The 16,574-nt window shown below is 69.9% G+C and carries 18 protein-coding genes; 10 read left to right on the top strand and 8 right to left on the bottom strand.

The window, feature by feature from the left end:
• Nucleotides 1-24: 24 nt before the first annotated feature.
• The 4 genes from mshA (at nt 25) to gad (ending at nt 4,426) form a co-directional block, all read left to right on the top strand.
• A complete protein-coding gene (gene mshA / locus A3CQ_RS0121435) occupies nt 25-1,332 on the top strand; it encodes a D-inositol-3-phosphate glycosyltransferase (protein ID WP_051115303.1) in 1,308 nt (435 codons plus the stop codon).
• Nucleotides 1,326-1,808, top strand: coding sequence for a type III secretion system chaperone family protein (locus A3CQ_RS0121430; protein ID WP_020513001.1), 483 nt, complete (start codon nt 1,326-1,328; stop codon nt 1,806-1,808). The genes mshA and A3CQ_RS0121430 overlap by 7 nt, the downstream gene beginning before the upstream one ends.
• A gap of 553 nt (nt 1,809-2,361) precedes the next feature.
• Nucleotides 2,362-3,078: a YrhK family protein gene (locus A3CQ_RS0121425; RefSeq protein ID WP_020513000.1), complete on the top strand. Its 717-nt coding sequence runs from the start codon at nt 2,362-2,364 to the stop codon at nt 3,076-3,078.
• Nucleotides 3,050-4,426 (top strand): glutamate decarboxylase, encoded by a 1,377-nt coding sequence (gene gad / locus A3CQ_RS0121420; protein ID WP_020512999.1) that lies wholly within the window; start codon nt 3,050-3,052, stop codon nt 4,424-4,426. The genes A3CQ_RS0121425 and gad overlap by 29 nt, the downstream gene beginning before the upstream one ends.
• On the opposite strand, the gene A3CQ_RS0121415 is transcribed toward gad, so the two are convergent.
• Together A3CQ_RS0121415 and A3CQ_RS53595 are read right to left on the bottom strand one after the other, a co-directional pair.
• The gene (locus tag A3CQ_RS0121415; RefSeq protein ID WP_020512998.1) at nt 4,407-5,645 is read right to left on the bottom strand and encodes an MDR family MFS transporter; all 1,239 of its coding nucleotides are present in this window, start codon (nt 5,643-5,645) and stop codon (nt 4,407-4,409) included. The two genes, gad and A3CQ_RS0121415, sit on opposite strands and share 20 nt — an antisense overlap.
• Nucleotides 5,646-5,719: 74 nt before the next feature.
• Complete coding sequence (locus tag A3CQ_RS53595) at nt 5,720-7,081, bottom strand: MDR family MFS transporter (RefSeq protein WP_040432662.1); 1,362 nt, start codon at nt 7,079-7,081, stop codon at nt 5,720-5,722.
• A 99-nt stretch (nt 7,082-7,180) separates the two neighbouring features.
• Here A3CQ_RS53595 and A3CQ_RS0121405 point away from each other — a divergent pair, with 99 nt between their 5' ends.
• Entirely contained in the window at nt 7,181-7,936 is a 756-nt protein-coding gene (locus A3CQ_RS0121405) for a phosphoglyceromutase (protein WP_040432661.1), read from the top strand.
• Nucleotides 7,937-8,011: 75 nt separating this feature from the next.
• Here the strand turns inward: A3CQ_RS0121405 and phoU are convergent, their stop codons facing one another.
• Nucleotides 8,012-8,665: a phosphate signaling complex protein PhoU gene (gene phoU / locus A3CQ_RS0121400; protein WP_020512995.1), complete on the bottom strand. Its 654-nt coding sequence runs from the start codon at nt 8,663-8,665 to the stop codon at nt 8,012-8,014.
• Nucleotides 8,666-8,863: 198 nt separating this feature from the next.
• On the opposite strand from phoU, the gene A3CQ_RS0121395 reads away from it, so the two are divergent.
• Nucleotides 8,864-10,159, top strand: coding sequence for a sensor histidine kinase (locus tag A3CQ_RS0121395; protein ID WP_020512994.1), 1,296 nt, complete (start codon nt 8,864-8,866; stop codon nt 10,157-10,159).
• Between the two features lie 31 nt (nt 10,160-10,190).
• Nucleotides 10,191-10,874 (top strand): response regulator, encoded by a 684-nt coding sequence (locus A3CQ_RS0121390; RefSeq protein ID WP_020512993.1) that lies wholly within the window; start codon nt 10,191-10,193, stop codon nt 10,872-10,874.
• A gap of 8 nt (nt 10,875-10,882) precedes the next feature.
• On the opposite strand, the gene A3CQ_RS57610 is transcribed toward A3CQ_RS0121390, so the two are convergent.
• From A3CQ_RS57610 to A3CQ_RS0121370, 4 genes are all read right to left on the bottom strand, one after another.
• Nucleotides 10,883-11,329 carry a hypothetical protein gene (locus A3CQ_RS57610; RefSeq protein ID WP_020512992.1) on the bottom strand — a complete coding sequence of 149 codons (447 nt, stop codon included), beginning with the start codon at nt 11,327-11,329 and terminating at the stop codon, nt 10,883-10,885.
• Between the two features lie 2 nt (nt 11,330-11,331).
• Nucleotides 11,332-12,399, bottom strand: a complete 1,068-nt coding sequence (locus A3CQ_RS53585) for a WXG100 family type VII secretion target (RefSeq protein ID WP_020512991.1) — start codon at nt 12,397-12,399, stop codon at nt 11,332-11,334.
• Nucleotides 12,399-12,725 (bottom strand): hypothetical protein, encoded by a 327-nt coding sequence (locus tag A3CQ_RS0121375; RefSeq protein WP_026205991.1) that lies wholly within the window; start codon nt 12,723-12,725, stop codon nt 12,399-12,401. The genes A3CQ_RS53585 and A3CQ_RS0121375 overlap by 1 nt, the downstream gene beginning before the upstream one ends.
• Nucleotides 12,726-12,803: 78 nt before the next feature.
• Nucleotides 12,804-13,631 carry a DUF3109 family protein gene (locus tag A3CQ_RS0121370; protein ID WP_020512989.1) on the bottom strand — a complete coding sequence of 276 codons (828 nt, stop codon included), beginning with the start codon at nt 13,629-13,631 and terminating at the stop codon, nt 12,804-12,806.
• 111 nt (nt 13,632-13,742) lie between these two features.
• Here A3CQ_RS0121370 and A3CQ_RS0121365 point away from each other — a divergent pair, with 111 nt between their 5' ends.
• A complete protein-coding gene (locus A3CQ_RS0121365) occupies nt 13,743-14,564 on the top strand; it encodes a sugar phosphate isomerase/epimerase family protein (protein WP_020512988.1) in 822 nt (273 codons plus the stop codon).
• Nucleotides 14,565-14,625: 61 nt separating this feature from the next.
• Here A3CQ_RS0121365 and A3CQ_RS0121360 read toward each other — a convergent pair whose 3' ends face one another.
• A complete protein-coding gene (locus A3CQ_RS0121360) occupies nt 14,626-15,162 on the bottom strand; it encodes a CGNR zinc finger domain-containing protein (RefSeq protein ID WP_020512987.1) in 537 nt (178 codons plus the stop codon).
• Between the two features lie 78 nt (nt 15,163-15,240).
• On the opposite strand from A3CQ_RS0121360, the gene A3CQ_RS0121355 reads away from it, so the two are divergent.
• Together A3CQ_RS0121355 and A3CQ_RS0121350 are read left to right on the top strand one after the other, a co-directional pair.
• Nucleotides 15,241-16,161: a proline dehydrogenase family protein gene (locus A3CQ_RS0121355; protein WP_020512986.1), complete on the top strand. Its 921-nt coding sequence runs from the start codon at nt 15,241-15,243 to the stop codon at nt 16,159-16,161.
• 171 nt (nt 16,162-16,332) lie between these two features.
• On the top strand, nt 16,333-16,545 hold the full coding sequence (locus tag A3CQ_RS0121350) for a helix-turn-helix domain-containing protein (RefSeq protein ID WP_020512985.1): 213 nt from the start codon (nt 16,333-16,335) through the stop codon (nt 16,543-16,545).
• Nucleotides 16,546-16,574 lie beyond the last annotated feature (29 nt).

Here is a 16,574-nt window from a genome sequence, read left to right as displayed (position 1 = left end):
ATATTGACTTGACAAGTACGTAACATCTGCGCGGTACTTTGGAACGCTTCGGAGGGAAATATCGTGGTTGAGTGGCCGACCCCCCGGCGCATAGCCACCCTTTCGGTGCACACATCCCCCCTGGAACAGCCCGGCACCGGCGACGCCGGCGGCATGAACGTCTACATCGTCGAGGTGTCGAAGCGGCTCGCCCGCCTCGGCGTCGAGGTGGAGATCTTCACCCGGGCCACCCGCAGCGAGCTGCCCGCGGTCGTCGAGATGGCGCCCGGCGTGACGGTCCGGCACGTCACGGCCGGCCCGTTCGAGGGGCTCGCCAAGGAGGATCTGCCCTCGCAGCTGTGCGCGTTCGCCAACGGCGTGCTGCGCGCGGAGGCGGCGCACCCGCCGGGCCGATACGACCTGATCCACTCCCACTACTGGCTCTCCGGCCAGGTGGGCTGGCTGGCCCGGGAGCGCTGGGGCGTGCCGCACGTGCACACCGCGCACACCCTCGCCAAGGTCAAGAACAGGCTGATCGCGGCCGGTGACCGGCCCGAGCCCAAGGCCCGCGTGATCGGCGAGGAGCAGGTTGTCGCGGAGTCCGACCGCCTCGTGGCCAACACCCGCTTCGAGGCGCAGGATCTCGTGGCCTACTACGACGCCGCGCCCGCGCACACCGCCGTGGTGCAGCCCGGGGTCGATCTCGATCGCTTCCGCCCGGGTCCCTGCTCCCGGGCTCGGCTCGGACTGCCGCCCAGCGGGCGAATTGTTGCTTTTGTCGGCCGCATCCAGCCGTTGAAGGCGCCCGACGTGCTGATCTCCGCGCTGCCGTTCCTGAAGGACGGCGACACCACGCTGGTGATCTGCGGCGGCCCGAGCGGCAGCGGCCTCGACCGGCCCAGCGCGCTGATCGAGCTGGCGGCCTCGCTCGGCGTCACCGACCGGGTGCTGTTCCTGCCCCCGCAGACCGGGGACGACCTGGCCGACCTCTACCGCTGCGCGGACGTGGTGGCGGTGCCGTCGTACAACGAGTCGTTCGGCCTGGTCGCGCTCGAGGCGCAGGCCTGCGGCACGCCGGTGGTGGCGGCCGCGGTCGGCGGGCTGATCACTGCGGTCCGCGACCGGGTGAGCGGCCTGCTGGTCGACGGGCACGACCCGCGGGACTGGGCGCACGCGCTCGACTCGCTGCTCGCCGCCCCGCGGCTTCGGGCCTCGCTCTCCGAGGGTGCGGTCGCGCACGCGGCAGGCTTCTCCTGGGACCGTACGGCCGAGGGTCTGCTCGACGTCTACCGTGAGGCCGTGGTGCAGCACCGCGCGATGATCGCCGCCCGCCTCGAGGCGTACGCATGGTGACCGCCCTGATCGAGAAGGTGCTGGCCGACCGCGAGTTGGACTGGGAGAAGACCGGCGAATCGTCGTACGTCGTGAGTCTCCCCGGCACCCACAAGCTCAAGACGGCCTGCAACCTGATCGTCGGCGAGCACGCCCTGCGCATCGAGGCGTTCGTGATGCGCCGCCCCGACGAACGGCACGAGGAGCTGTGGGCCTGGCTGCTGCGGCGCAACGCCCGCATGTACGGCGTCTCTTTCTCGATCGACGGGGTCGGCGACGTCTACCTGACCGGCCGGGTCTCGCTCCGGTCGCTGGACGAGGACGAGCTCGACCGCCTGCTGGGTGCCGTGCTCACCTATGCCGACGAGTCCTTCGACACGATGCTCGAGATCGGCTTCGGTACGTCGATCCGGCGCGAGTGGGAGTGGCGGGTCAAGCGCGGCGAGTCGCTGGCCAATCTCCAGGCCTTCAAGCACCTCGCGCCGCCCGCCTCCTGAGCCGGCCCTCTTGAGCCGGCCCTCTTGAGCCCGCCCTCTCGAGCCCGCGCGGGATTTGCCCAAAATGCCGCTAATATTGCCCCATCGACTCGCGATCACAAGATTGATAGGGTCGTGCGCATAATCATGCAGCTGCCCGCTCCGGGTATTTGCCGGGCGGTGTTCGCGATGAACGAGTGGTGAACGAGACCTCTCGCCGAGGCGGAGAGGGGCCCGGATGTCGGACGGGTCGATCCGCCGATCGGCCATTTGTCGTTGACTGTGACGGTCCAGACAGATGGCAGACAGCCAACTGGCTTGTAAGCCTTGACCTCCCCAACTAGCGTAATCAATGGACGCCGAACCGTTAGTTCGGGGAACTGGTGATCAGCAATGGTCACCGCGGTCGGCGTTTGGGGACGGGTGGCATATGCCGTTGGGGGACGGCGCGACCCGAGACCGGCGGTTAGTGCGGGCGACGCCTATGGGGATGGGCGTCGTCCGCCGCCGCCGGTGCATTGTTTCCGGGCCCTTTTCTTGACCATCACGTGTCATCCGTGGTGGATGACGCCCGGTGCCGGTGCTCCTGCCGACGATGAGCGGCATGCGGATCCGCCCGGCCCGGCTCAACGCGGCGACAGCGAGCCTGTTCGTGCTCGGCTCGGCCTGCTTCGTGGTCGGATCCGTCCCGGCCTACGCCGACGCGGTCGGTGAGACCGCCGACGGCGTCACCTACTTCGCCGGCTCGATCTTCTTCACCGCCGCGTCGTTCCTGCAGCTGGTGCAGGCACAGACGCCCTCGGCCGAGCCCCTGGTCTTCTGGCGGCGGTTACCGCACGACCGGGGCTGGCTCGCGGCGATCACTCAGTTCGCCGGGACGCTGGCCTTCAACGTGAGCACCCTCGCCGCGCTGGCGCACAACGCCTCGGTGCGGGAGCAGGACCGGCACGTCTGGCGGCCGGACGCCGTCGGATCGACGCTGTTCCTGGTGGCGAGCGTCTTCGCCATTCTCGCGATCGGGAGCTTCTGGAGCTGGCGGCCGCGATCGCTGCCCTGGCACATCGCCTGGCTGAACATGCTCGGCTCGATCTTCTTCATGGTCTCGGCGCTGGCCAGCTTCGTCCTGCCCGGCACCGGTGAACTGCTCGACGACCGGATCGCGGTGGCCGGCACCCTGCTCGGCGCTCTCTGCTTCCTGATCGCGTCCGCGCTGATGTTCCCGGCCTTCGAACCCACCCCTGACGCCGTACGGAGGAAAGCGAATGACCACGGCATCTCACGGCAACGATGACACGGCGATCTTCGGCAACCGGTTCGCCACGAAGGAGGTGCCGACCCGGACGTTCCCGTCGACGGGCATGCCCGCCCAGGACGCGTTCCGCCTCGTCGCCGAGGACCTCGTGCTCGAGGGCGACCCGGCCCGGAACCTGGCGACCTTCGTCACCACCTGGATGGAGCCGGAAGCGCAGCGGATCATCGCCGAGAACCTGCACCGGAACTTCATCGACCACGCCGAGTATCCGCGGACGGCGGAGATCGAGCAGCGCTGCATCCGGATGCTCGCCGATCTTTACCACGCGCCGGGCGAGACGATGGGAGCGCGCACCCAGGGCTCGTCCGAGGCGATCATGCTGGGCGGTCTCTCGCTCAAGTGGAACTGGCGCAAGCGGCGGACGGCGGCCGGCGCCTCGACCGAGCGCCCCAACCTCGTCTTCGGCGGCGACGTGCACGTGGTCTGGGAGAAGTTCTGCCGGTACCTCGACGTCGAGCCGCGGATCGTGCCGCTGCGGCCGGGCAAGTACACGATCGGCCCCGACGACGTGCTGCCGCGCGTGGACGAGAACACGATCGGGGTGGCGGCCGTGCTCGGGACGACCTTCACCGGGCACAAGGACGACATCGTCGGCATCAACGACCTGCTCGTGCGGATCAAGCGCGAGCGCGGGCTGGACGTGCCGTTGCATGTGGACGCGGCCAGCGGTGGCTTCGTCTGGCCCTTCCTCTATCCCGACTCGCCGTGGGACTTCCGCCTCGAGCAGGTGCGCTCGATCAACACCTCCGGGCACAAGTTCGGCCTGGTCTACCCGGGCATCGGCTGGCTGATCTTCCGGGAGAAGGCCGACCTGAACGAGGACCTGGTCTTCACGGAGAACTATCTCGGCAAGACCGACGCGACGTTCACCCTGAACTTCTCCACCGGCTCGTCGATGGTGCTCGCCCAGTACTACAACTTCGTGCGCTACGGCCGGGCCGGGTATACGTACATCATGCAGAACATGCAGGCCAACGCCCGTGCGCTCGGCGAGAAGCTGGCGGCGATGGGCCTGTTCGAGCTGATCGGCGCGGACGAGGAGCAACTGCCGCTCGTGGCGTTCCGCCTCCTCGATCACAACGGGTTCGACGAGTTCGACGTCGCCTGGCAGCTGTCGGCCGAGCGCGGCTGGATGGTGCCCGCCTACACGATGCCGCCGGACGCCCAGCAGGTGACGATCATGCGAGCGCTGGTCAAGGAGACGATGAGCCGCGAGCACGTCGACACGCTCGCCCGGGACATCGAGCAGGCGTGCGCGACGCTCGCGAAGAAGGGCGGTGCGCACGAGTACGAGCGGAGCCGGATGGTCACCGGATCCGGCCACTGACGACCGGGCCACCGGCGGCCGTCTCGTCGCGGATCTCGGCGACGTGCCGCTCGCGGCTGGGCCCGGCCGCCAGGTGCAGCGTGGCGGCGCCGAACCCGACCGCCGCCACGACCAGCCAGTGCGCGGTGCCGAGATACTGCAGGCCGGCCCCGCCCAGGGTCGGCGCCAGGAACGCCGCGGCCGGGAACGTGAGGTAGAACACGGCCTGGTAGCGGCCGCGCAGGACGGGCGGGGCCAGCTCCGAGTTGATCTCGGCGTTCGGGGGAGCGGCGAGCATGCTGCCGACCGTCCAGATCACGGCCGCGGCGACGTAGGCCGGCAGCCGGTCGGCGACGAACAGCACGGCGAAGCCGGCGGCCATCACCGCCTGGGCGAACGCCAGCACCCGGTCCTTGCGGTGCCGGTCGATCAGCCGGGGCACGAAGAGCTGCCCGAGCACGATGAGCGTCCCGCTCAGCGCAACCACCGAGCCGTAGGCGCCCGCGCTCAGCCCGTCCGCACGCATCGCCAGCGGCACGATCGTGCCGATCTGCGTGTAGAGCAGGGCCTGCAGGAGGGTCAGCCCGGCGAAGACCAGAAAGATCCGATCACTCAGCACCGTGCGCAGGCCGCGCGGCCGAATTTTCCGCGGGGACGAGACCGGCAGCGTCTCCGGCACCTTCAGGGCGATCACCACGGCCGCGATCAGGGTGGTCGTCCCGTCGACCAGGAAGAGCGCGACGTAGCTCCACTCGGCGAGCAGGCCGGCGAGCAGCGACGCTCCGGCCGTACCCAGGTTGAAGGCCCAGAACTGCAGGTTGAACGCGCGCGAGCGGCGCTCGGCGGGCACCAGGTCGATGATCGCGGCGACGAACGCGGGCGCCGGCATCGACTGGAACAGACCCAGGAGCGCGCAGAGCGCGGCGATCACCGCGAGGTGGCTGACCAGCGCGAGCGAGACGAGCGCGGCCGCGCCGGCCAGGTGGGACCAGACCAGGGTGCGGCGGCGCCCCCATCGATCGGTGAGGACGCCGCCGGCCAGGGTGCCGATCACCCCGCCTATGCCGTACGTCCCGACGACCAGTCCCGCGACCGCCGCGCCGGCCCCGCGCTGGGCGGTGAGGTAGAGCGACAGGAACAGGACCGCGAAGCCGCCCACCCGGTTGATCAGCAGGCCGGCCCAGAGATACCAGTACGTCGCGGGGAGACCGCCGGCCGTGTCTCGCAGCCAGCCGCGCACGGCGCCTCCATTTGAAAGGAGTCTTTACAGTTACGAGCGAGACGTTACCCCGCCGGGCACTCGGCCTGCGACCGCTATCCCGCGCTGCGAGCGTCGTCGGCGACCGGCTCGGCCACGAGCGGCGGCAGGGCGATCGGCGTCTCCGTCGAGGCCGGGCCGGCCACGGCCGGAGTCGCCAGCAACTGTGAGATGCGCCGCTCCCGCCGCGGCCCGGTGATCAGCTGACCGACCGCCACCAGCGCGCACACCCCGAAGCACCCGGCCCACAGCGCCGCGTCGCCCAGGTGCTGCTGGGTGAACCCGCCGAGCACCGGCGCCAGCGCGGTCCCGGCCGACCAGTTCAGCGAGCTGAGCCCCTGGTAGCGCCCGCGCAACGTGGGCGGGGACAGCGCCGCGACGGTCGCCGCGTTGGACGGGGACTGCAGCATCTCGCCGAGCGTCCAGATCACCACCGTGAGCGCGAAGAACCAGGCCGCGTCCGCGAACGCCGCCAGCCCGAACCCGATTCCGATGATCAGCGCGGCCAGGGCCAGCACCCGGGACCGGTCGAAGCCCTCGATCAGCCGGGGCACGAACAGCTGGCCGAGCACGATCAGGACGCCGTTGACCGCGATCACCCAGCCGTAGGTGGCCGCCGACAGCCCGTCGGAGGCCATCGCGATCGGCAGCGTCGACAGGTGCTGCATCATCACGATCACGGTGCCGAGGCTGATCACCAGGTAGATCACGAAGGTACGGTCGCGCAGCGCCAGCATCAGCCCGCCGCCGCTGCTCTTCTGCCGCCGGGCGCTTTTCGATTGCCGCAGGCTGGTGCCGTGTGCGGCCGCCGCCGGCCGCGTCTCGGCCAGGAAGACCAGGCTGATCAGCGCGGTGACCAGGGTGCTGCCCGCGTCGACGACGAACAGCAGCAGGTAGTCGGCCTTCGCGGCGAGGCCGGCGCCGACCGCGGACAGCGCGAAGCCCAGGTTGATCGCCCAGTAGTTCAGCGAGTACGCCCGCACGCGATCGTGGTCGGGCACGACGTCGACCATCATGGCCGAGAACGCGGGCCGGACGGCCTCGGTGACCACCCCGAGCGCGAACGTGACGGCAAGGATCTGCCAATAGGCGTACGCGAAACCCAGGGTGAGCATCAACGCGGCCGCGCCGAACTGGGCGGTGAGCATCGTGGGCCGTCGTCCCCACCGGTCGGCCAGCACCCCGCCGACGGTCGTGCCGATCGCGCCGCCCACGCCGTAGAGCCCGATCACGAGGCCGGCCTGGCTCTGGCTGAAGTGCCGCTCGGTGGTCAGGTAGATGGCCAGGAAGATCACCACGAACGACCCGAGGCGGTTGATCAGAGTGCCGATCCACAGGAACCAGAACTGCCGGGGCAACCCACCCGTTGCCTCCCGGAACCAACCCCGCAACGTCGCCTCCCCGTAAGTGCTGTTCATGCTTCCTGCACTTACAACCTAAGGGCCGGGGCAATCGAGTTTCCACGTGGTGGTCACCACTGCCGGGTCCGCGCTCGCCCCGATCGGGCCTGCGGCAGGATGGAGCCCATGACAGGGACTTTGGTGCTGCTGCGACACGGCAACAGCGAGTGGAACGCCAAGAACCTCTTCACCGGCTGGGTCGACGTGGACCTGGACGCCAAGGGCGAGGACGAGGCCCGCCGCGGCGGAGAGCTGCTGAAGGAGCACGGCGTCCTGCCGGACGTGGTGCACACCAGCGTTCTGCGCCGCGCGATCCGGACGAGCGAGATCGCCCTGCACATCGCCGACCGGCACTGGATTCCGGTGAAGCGGTCGTGGCGGCTCAACGAGCGCCACTACGGCGCCCTGCAGGGCAAGGACAAGAAGCAAACCCTCGAGGAGTACGGCGAGGAGCAGTTCATGCTCTGGCGCCGGTCCTACGACGTGCCGCCGCCGCCGATCGAGGCCGACTCGGAGTTCGCGCAGTTCGGCGACCCGCGGTACGCGCAGCTCCCGCCCGAGCTGATGCCGAAGGCGGAATGCCTCAAGGACGTGCTCGAGCGCGCGCTGCCGTACTGGTACGACGCGATCGTGCCCGACCTCGCGGCCGGTAAGACGGTGCTGGTCGCGGCCCACGGCAACTCGCTGCGCGCGATCGTCAAGCACCTCGACGGCGTCTCCGACGAGGCCATCGCGAAACTGAACATCCCGACCGGCTTCCCGCTGCGGTACGACCTCGACGCCGACTACCGCCCGACCAACCCCGGCGGCACCTACCTCGACCCCGACGCGGCCAAGGAGGCGGCCGCCGCGGTCGCCAACCAGGGCCGATAACTCCGTTCAGAGACGAGAAGGCCGGGACGCCCCCGTGGCGTCCCGGCCTTCTGTCGGCCCGGCGAGCGTCGCCGCTCAGCTCAGGCCGGTCACCGGCTCACCGGTGATCAGGTAGACCAGCTGCTCGCCCACGTTCACGGCGTGGTCGGCGTACCGCTCGTAGAAGCGGCCCAGCAGCGCGCCGTCGATCGCGGTCTCCGCGCCGTACGGCCAGTCGTCGTCGAGCAGCACCTGGAACAGCCGCCGCTCGAGGTTGTCCATCTCGTCGTCCGCGTGCTCGAGCTTGGCGGCCTTTTCCGCGTCGGGTGTGGCCAGCAGCTTGGCGATCCGGTCGGCCATCTGGTCGGCGACCTCGGACATCTCCTTGAAGACCGGGCGCAGCTCGGCCGGCACGGCCGGCGACGGGTGGCGCCGCTGCGCCGTCTTGGCGACGTGCTCGGCCAGGTCGCCCATGCGCTCGAGGTCGGCCGAGATGTGCAGGGCGGTGATCACCATGCGCAGGTCGCCGGCGACCGGCGCCTGCCGTGCGATGGTGTCGGCCACCTTGGTCTCGACCTGGCCGTAGATCGCGTCGACCTCGACGTCCCGTTCGATGACCGCCTCGGCGGCCTTGAGGTCGGCGGTCAGCAGCGCCGTGGTCGCCTTACGCATGGCGGCGCGCACGGCCTCGGCCATGGTCACCAGCAGGCGGCTGATCTCGTCGAGATCAGCCTGGAACTCCTCGCGCATGTCCTCGTCCCGGGGTCGGGGTCGCCCCCGTTTGGGCAGGGCACGACCTTGGTTGATGCCTACGCTAGGTCCACCCGACGGCCTCAACGTGAACACCGATGAACGACGCCGGGCGCAGTGGTGAACATTATTCGACACGCGCCCGATATGTCCAGTTCAGCGTAGGAGCCAGGTAAACAATGACCCTACGATCGCTGCGTGGACTTGGCGTACAGCATCCTCCTCGCCCTCGTCGCGCTCGCCGTCGGCGCGGTCGCGGGTGTGCTGTTCGCTCGCGCCCGCAGGTCGCCGGAGCACGCGGAAACCGCCGGCTCCCGGCCGAACGAGGGGGGACGCACCATCAACACGGACGACGAGGCGCACGCCGGAAACAACGGCTTGAAGGGCCTCGGCCGCAAGAGTCTCGACTCGTTGCGCGTGGGTGTGGTCGTTCTCGACTCGGAAGACCATCCGGTACTGGTCAACCCGGCCGCGCGGGCGATGGGCCTGCTGCGCTCGGGCGGCGCTCCCGGCACGATCGCGGCGCATCCGATCCTCCGTACGCTGGCCGGACAGGTGCGACGCACGGGCGTGCGTCGCGAGGTCGAGCTCGATCTTCCGCGAGGTCGCGCCGGGGGTGGGAACGCGCCGCTCGGCCTGCACCTGCGCGCCGTGGCTCTCAATGCGACACACGTCGCGATCGAGGCGGCCGACGTGACCGACGCGCACCGGCTCGCCCGGGTGCGCCGAGACTTCGTGGCCAACGTGAGCCACGAGCTGAAGACCCCGATCGGCGCGCTGCAGTTGCTCGCCGAGGCGCTGCTCGACGCCACCGAGTCGGCCGCCGGCATGGAGCCCGAGGACGAGAAACTCGAAGACCTCGTGGCCGCCCGGCGCTTCGCCGAGCGCATCCACCACGAGTCGGCGCGGATGGGCCGCCTGGTGAACGAGCTGCTCGAGCTCACCCGCCTGCAGGGCGCCGAGCCGCTGCCCACGCCCGAGCCGGTCTCGGTCGACTGGGTGATCGCCGAGGTCATAGACCGCACCCGTACCACGGCCTCCGCCAAGAGCATCGAGGTCTCGTACGCCGGCCCCAAAGGCGCGATGGTGTACGGCAGCGACAGCCAGGTCGCGACCGCGGTGACCAACCTCGTGGAGAACGCGATCGCGTACTCGGGGGAGGACACCAAGGTTTCGCTTACGCTGCGTCAGGACGAGGACTGGGTCGAGATCGACGTCGCCGACCAGGGCATCGGTATCGCCGCGCACGACGTCGACCGGATCTTCGAGCGGTTCTACCGGGCTGACCAGGCCCGGTCCCGGTCGACCGGCGGCACCGGCCTGGGCCTGGCCATCGTCAAGCACATCGCCACCAACCACGGCGGCCGCGTCGACGTCACCAGCACGCTTGGTGATGGCTCGACGTTCACCCTGCGCCTACCGGCGCGCCCCCCTGAAGCCCCTTTGCCGTTACCAGCGGCAATTGAGATCGAGTCCGGTGCGGCCGGGCGCTAGTCCCCGGAACCGGAAGATGGAAGGAACCACATTGGCCCGCGTGCTCGTGGTCGAGGATGAGGAGTCGTTCTCCGACGCCCTGTCGTACATGCTGCGCAAGGAGGGCTTCGAGGTCTCGGTCGCTCCGACCGGTACCTCGGCACTCACGCAGTTCGATCGGACCGGTGCCGACATCGTGCTGCTCGACCTGATGCTTCCGGAGATGTCCGGCACCGAGGTCTGCCGCCAGCTGCGGCAGCGCTCCGCCGTCCCGATCATCATGGTCACCGCCCGGGACAGCGAGATCGACAAGGTGGTCGGCCTGGAGATCGGCGCCGACGACTACGTGACCAAGCCGTACTCGCCGCGCGAACTGGTCGCCCGCATCCGAGCCGTCCTGCGCCGGCAGGGCACCGAGGCGGCCGAGGTGTCGACCCCGACGCTCGCCGCCGGCCCGGTCCGCATGGACGTCGAACGCCACGTCGTCACCGTCGACGGCGCCGGCGTACAGCTGCCGCTGAAGGAGTTCGAGCTGCTCGAACTGCTGCTGCGCAACGCCGGCCGCGTCCTCACCCGAGGCCAGCTGATCGACCGGGTCTGGGGCGCCGACTACGTCGGCGACACCAAGACCCTGGACGTCCACGTCAAGCGCCTACGCTCCAAGGTGGAGCCCGAGCCGTCGGCGCCGCGCTACATCGTCACGGTGCGCGGCCTCGGCTACAAGTTCGAGCCGTAAACCGACCCTCACACGTAACGCGCCAGGTCCTCGACGATCGGCCCCGAGTCGGGGACCCGGCGCCACCACCACGGGCGACCGGTCAGATCCACCTCGGCAATCTTGGCCATCTTCCCGTCCGGGTCGTCGACGGTGTACGAGCGGAAGCGCTCGTCCACCTCGGCGACCCAGGCGGTGAGCCGTTCCCGCAACGGTGTCGGCAGCTGGGCCATGGACCGCTCGAGGAAGTCCCGTTGGTGCAGGCTGCCGGCCAGGTCGTGTTCGTTCCACACCGTGCGATCGGTCCAGGCCAGGGCGCGATCCGCGTCGAACTTGGCCACCCGGGTGGCCCATCCGGCCGCGAACTGGAGAGCGTCGACGACTTGATCGTTGCCGAACGGAATCGCCCGGGCGGCGATCTCGGTGAGCTCGTCCGGCCCGAACAACGACCACGGCTCCCGGGTGAGATCAGCCATGCTCAGCCCCTGTCGACCCGGTAGGCGGTCGACCGCCACGGCATGTCGTAGTTCAGGATCACTTTGACGTCTCCATATCGGAACAGCTCGGCGTTCTGGCCCTCCAGCTTCTGCGGGGAGGCCTTCGTCAGGGCCTCCTCGACCTCCGCCTCCGTCGGCCGGGGCATGCTCGGGTCGGCGTCGCCGGTGTGCCCGTTCACGAACTGAACGTACTCGTCCGTGCTGTACTCGCTGCCGCGGAAGCCCTCGGTCGGCTCGTAGTCGCCGCCGCCGGAGCCCTCGTGGTCGGTGCGGGCCGGGGTCACGCCGTCGTCGCTCGCCGCGTGCATCATCAGGTCGGTGGTGCCGGTTAGGGCCAGGCCGCCACCCGCGGCGATCACGCCGGCCGACGCGACGTTGAGTGGTATGCCGACAGCTCCGCCGACGACGGTCAGGTCGAGCAGACCGCCCCCGACCTCGCCGGCTGCGCCGAGCACCATCAAGCCGGTGCCCGCGGCCATCAGCGTCGTGCCGCCAGGGTGATGGATCATGGCGTTGCCGAACGAGGCCAGGCCGTTGACGACGTGCCCACCGGCGTTGGCGAGGCCGGCGCCGACGTCCTCGAAGAAATCGCCGACCTTGCTCCAGAACCCTGGTTTCTCGGGCGCCCTGTCCCGCGCCGAGCCGACCGTTCCGGCCGCGGCGTCGCCGGCACCGTCGAGCTGATGGCGGGCGTTGTCGAGAGTGTCGCGGGCCGCCGCGTCCTGCCCGGCGTTCCACTGTGCGATCGCTCGCGCCGCCTCCCGCTGCGCCCAGGTCAGAGTCCCCGAGTAGCTGGTGAGGGCGTCGGCCGCGGAGTGGAAGCAGTCACCCGCCTCCAGCCACCTGCCCGGTTGCCCCTGGAATCTGGCCCGGAACGCGTCGGCGGCTCTGCCGCTCCATCCGTCTCCGGTGTCGATCCGTCGAAGTCCCGTGCCCGCCTCGTGGAGCGCGTCGCCGCGTGCGCGAAGCTGCTGGGCGGTCGCGACGATCGCGGTGGCATCGCCCGGCACGAGTGCGCGGGGGTCGTCGGTCTCGCCCAGTTCGGCCATCAGTCCGCCGCCGGATCCGCCCCGGACTGCCGCTGCAGAATGCCGTCCATCCGGCCCTTCGCGGCCTGATCGACCTTCAGGTACGCCTGCACCGACCGTGACAGTCGGCCGGCGATCTCCTGCCCGTCGGTCGCCAGGTGCTCGACCCCCAGCTCCCACCGGTCGCAGAAGTCAGTGATCGTGCCGGCCAACCTGTCGTGGCCGTAGTCGGCCTCCCGGCCGTCCAGGTCGTCGATCCGTTTGGCCTTGAGGTCGTTCAGCGTCGTGTTGATCCCGATCGCCGCGTCCTCGAGCGCACCGAGATCCACTCGAAAACCGTCCGACATGAGTCACGCTCCGTCCGCACCACATCGCTGAGAGTGGATGCCCCGGTTTCAGTGGACTCCTCGGTGTCAACCCTTCGCTTACCTGGGGGACGCGGGCTCGCGGCCGCCTCGGGTGGTGGGGTGGCCGGCCGCGGCGGTGGCCGGGTGGATGGCGATCAGGCCGGACTTGGCGCGGGCGGTGCAGAGCTCGGACAGTTTGCTGTACGCCTGTTTGCCTATCAGGGCGGTCAGCTCGGGGCCGTAGGTCAGGTACATCGGTTCGGAGCCGACGTGGGCCTCGGGGGACGAGGTGCACCACCAGTCGAGGTCGGCGCCGCCCGCGCCCCAGCCTCGGCGGTCGAACTCGGTGAGGGTGGACTGCAGGATTTTGGTGCCGTCGGGGCGCTTGACCCAATCCTGTTCGCGGCGGATCGGTAGCTGCCAGCAGACGTCGGGCTTGTAGGTGAGCGGGTGTACGCCGTCGCGCAGGGCCTGGGCGTGCAGGGCGCAACCGCCGCCGCCGGGGAAGTTCGCGTCGTTGAGGAAGACGCAGGGGCCGTCCTCGGTGCGGATCGCGGTGCGGCGGGCCGGGTTCGCGCCGTCGACCGTGTCCATCTCCGTGTAGTTCTTGAAGCCCTTGCGATAGTGCTGCCAGGTCTGGGGAGTTAGCTTCGCGGCCGCGGCCTTGACCCGGTTCTCGTCGTCGGCGTCGGTGAAGAAGGCGCCGTGCGTGCAGCAGCCCTCGTGCGCGCGGCCGGCCACGATGCCGTGGCAGGCGGAGCCGAAGACGCACGTCCAGCGGGACAGCAGCCAGGTGAGGTCGGCGCGGATGAGGTGCTGATCGTCGGCCGGGTCGAGGAACTCGATCCATTCCCGAGGGAAATCGAGGCCGACCTCGCGGGGGCGAATCTGGTCACTGCGGGTCACTCGCGACAGCGTACGCGTGCAGGTGACTATTACCGCGTTGCCGCCCGGTATCGCCGCATTTACCCGCCCGAGGCAACGGCCCGCGCGACAAACGGGTCTACCCTTTACCTCGTGAAGTCCCGCGTCCCCGTCCTCCTGTCCAGCTCCTCCGTCTTCCCCGAACCGACCGCCGCTGCCTTCGAGATGGCCGCCACGGTGGGCTACGACGGTCTCGAGGTCATGGTCTGGACGGACCGTGTCAGCCAGGACGCCGGCGCCCTCAAAGGGCTCGCCGAGCATTACGACGTTCCGGTCCTCTCGGTGCACGCTCCGTGCCTGCTGGTGACCCAGCGGGTGTGGAGCTCCGACCCGTGGGAGCGGCTGTCGCGGGCCGCCGAGCTGGCCGACACTCTGGGCGCCCCGACCGTGGTGGTGCACCCACCTTTTTCCTGGCAGCGCGACTACGCCCGCAACTTCGCGGCCGGCCTCGACAAGGTGCAGCAGCGCTTCCCGGGGATCAGTTTCGCGATCGAGAACATGTTCCCGGTGAAGATGGCGGGCAGGTGGTTCGTGCCGTACACGCCGGGCTGGGATCCGACCGAGTCCGGCTTCGACGCTTACACGCTGGACCTGTCGCACTGCGCGGCCTCGCGGACCGACGCGCACGCGATGGTCGACCGGATGGGCGCCGGCCTCAAGCACGTGCACCTGGGCGACGGCACCGGCGAGGGGCGCGACGAGCATCTGGTGCCCGGCCGGGGCAATCAGCCCTGTGCCGACGTGCTGCGCACGCTGGTGGCTCGCGGGTTCACCGGCTCGGTGGCCCTGGAGGTCTCGACCCGGCGCGCCTCGAGCCGGGCGACGCGCGAGGCCGATCTGCGCGAGTCGCTCGAGTTCGCCCGGCGCCACTTGGCCCCGGCGCAAAGCGCCACTCCGGCCGGCACGCGCGCCTGACGCTCGGTCAGGCAAGCGCGGTGCTGAGCCGCGTACGCAATCTTGGTGGTCTTGAAGGGTTTCAGGCGGGCGTGAGGTTGGCGGCGCGCTTGCGGGCCCGGTGTGCGGCGACGTGCGAGCGGGTGGCGCAGCGTTCCGAGCAGAAGCGCCGGCAGTTGTTGGACGACGTGTCGAGGTAGACGTTGCCGCAGCGCTCGTCGGCGCAGATGCCGAAGCGGGCGCTGCCGTACTCGCAGAGCCAGACCGACAGGCCCCAGACGGCGCCCGCGAGGTATTCCGCGCTGACCGAGGCGCCGCGGCTGGTGACGTGCATGTGCCAGTCGCTGGCGTCGTGGCCCGAGATGCGTGGCTGCACGGGGAAGTTCTCGAGGAGAGCGTTGAGCTCGGTGACCGCATCGGCGTCGCGGCCCGTGGTGCCGAGCTCGAAGACGTCGCGCAGCCGGCGCTGGGCGCGACGCAGCACGCCGAGGTCTTTCTCGGTGACGTGCTCGCGCATCCAGCCCTGGTCATCGGCGAACAGGACTCGCATGCCGGCGAGGTCGCCCAGATCCGCGTTGACAAGGTCGACGGCGGTCCGCGCGTACTCATCGAAGTTCACCCGACAACGGTAGCCGCACCTCGCCGCGACGGACACGGTTGCCGCGACCGGCGCGGTTTCGGGCGATACCCTCGGCGCATGCTCCGTTCCGTCTTCCTGGCCGCCGCGGACTCGTCCCGCCTGGGGCGGCTGGTCTCCTCGGCGTCTCTCAGCAAAAATGTGGCCCGTCGCTACGTGGCCGGTGACGACGTCGACGCCGTGCTGGTCGCGGCGCGCGAGCTGGCCGACGACGGGCTCACGATCACGGTCGACCACCTGGCCCCCGAGACGGCAACCGCCGACGACGCCCGGGCGACCCGCGACGAGTACGTCACGCTGCTGGGTCGTTTGCGCGCGGCGGGCCTGACCCCGACGGCGGAGGTGAGCGTCAAGCTCTCGGCGCTCGGCCAGCGCCTCGACGAGAAGGTGGCGTTCGAGCACGCGCTGGCCGTCTGCGCCGCGGCGGCCGAGGCCGGGACCTCGATGACGCTGGACGCCGAGGACCACACCACCACCGACTCGACCCTCGAGATCCTCGGCGACCTGCGCAAGGAGTATCCGTCGACCGGGGCGGTGCTGCAGGCGTACCTGCGTCGCACCGAGGGGGACTGCCGCGAGCTTTCCCGTGCCGGTTCGCGGGTGCGGCTCTGCAAGGGGGCGTACGCGGAGCCCGAGTCGGTCGCGTTCACCGACGCGCTCGACATCGACAAGTCGTTCGTCCGCTGCCTGAACATCCTGATGTCGGGCGAGGGCTACCCGATGGTGGCGACCCACGACCCGCGGCTGATCGCGATCGCCGAGGACCGGGCGCGCTGGTTCGACCGCTCGGCCGACGAGTACGAGTTCCAGATGCTCTACGGCATGCGTACGGAGGAGCAGGCCCGGCTCGCGGCGAGCGGCAACATCGTCCGGATCTACCTGCCGTACGGGCGGCAGTGGTACGGCTACCTCATGCGCCGGCTGGCCGAGCGCCCCTCGACCGCGGTCCAATTCGCCCGGAGAATCCCCCAAAAGGGCTAAACCACTACAGATCCGGCGTGTCGGCCTTGACTTTTTATGGCCATTTCACGGAACGCATCGCGCTGGTCACAGCCGTATCGATACCGTTCTGATGACACGCACGTAAGCCGTCGCGTCGCGAAGCCTGTCCGGTCGCGGCGGAGCGTGCCTGCGAAAGGATCGGTGCGAGGGATGACGGGTCCAGCCCAGACCGAGGAACGCCTCTCGGAGGTGCGGTTTCTGACCGTGGCCGAGGTGGCCGCCTTGATGCGGGTCTCCAAGATGACCGTTTACCGGCTGGTGCACGGCGGCGATCTCACCGCCGTCCGGGTCGGCCGTTCGTTCCGTGTGCCCGAGCACGCGGTGCACGACTACCTGAGGGGCGCCTTCTCCCAGACCGCGTAAACCATCGGACCCGTTTGGGCTCGTCGCGG

Origin of the sequence: Paractinoplanes globisporus DSM 43857 (assembly GCF_000379645.1) — a bacterium.
GTDB lineage: Bacteria > Actinomycetota > Actinomycetes > Mycobacteriales > Micromonosporaceae > Actinoplanes > Actinoplanes globisporus.
This window is presented reverse-complemented; position numbering and strand designations above follow the sequence as displayed.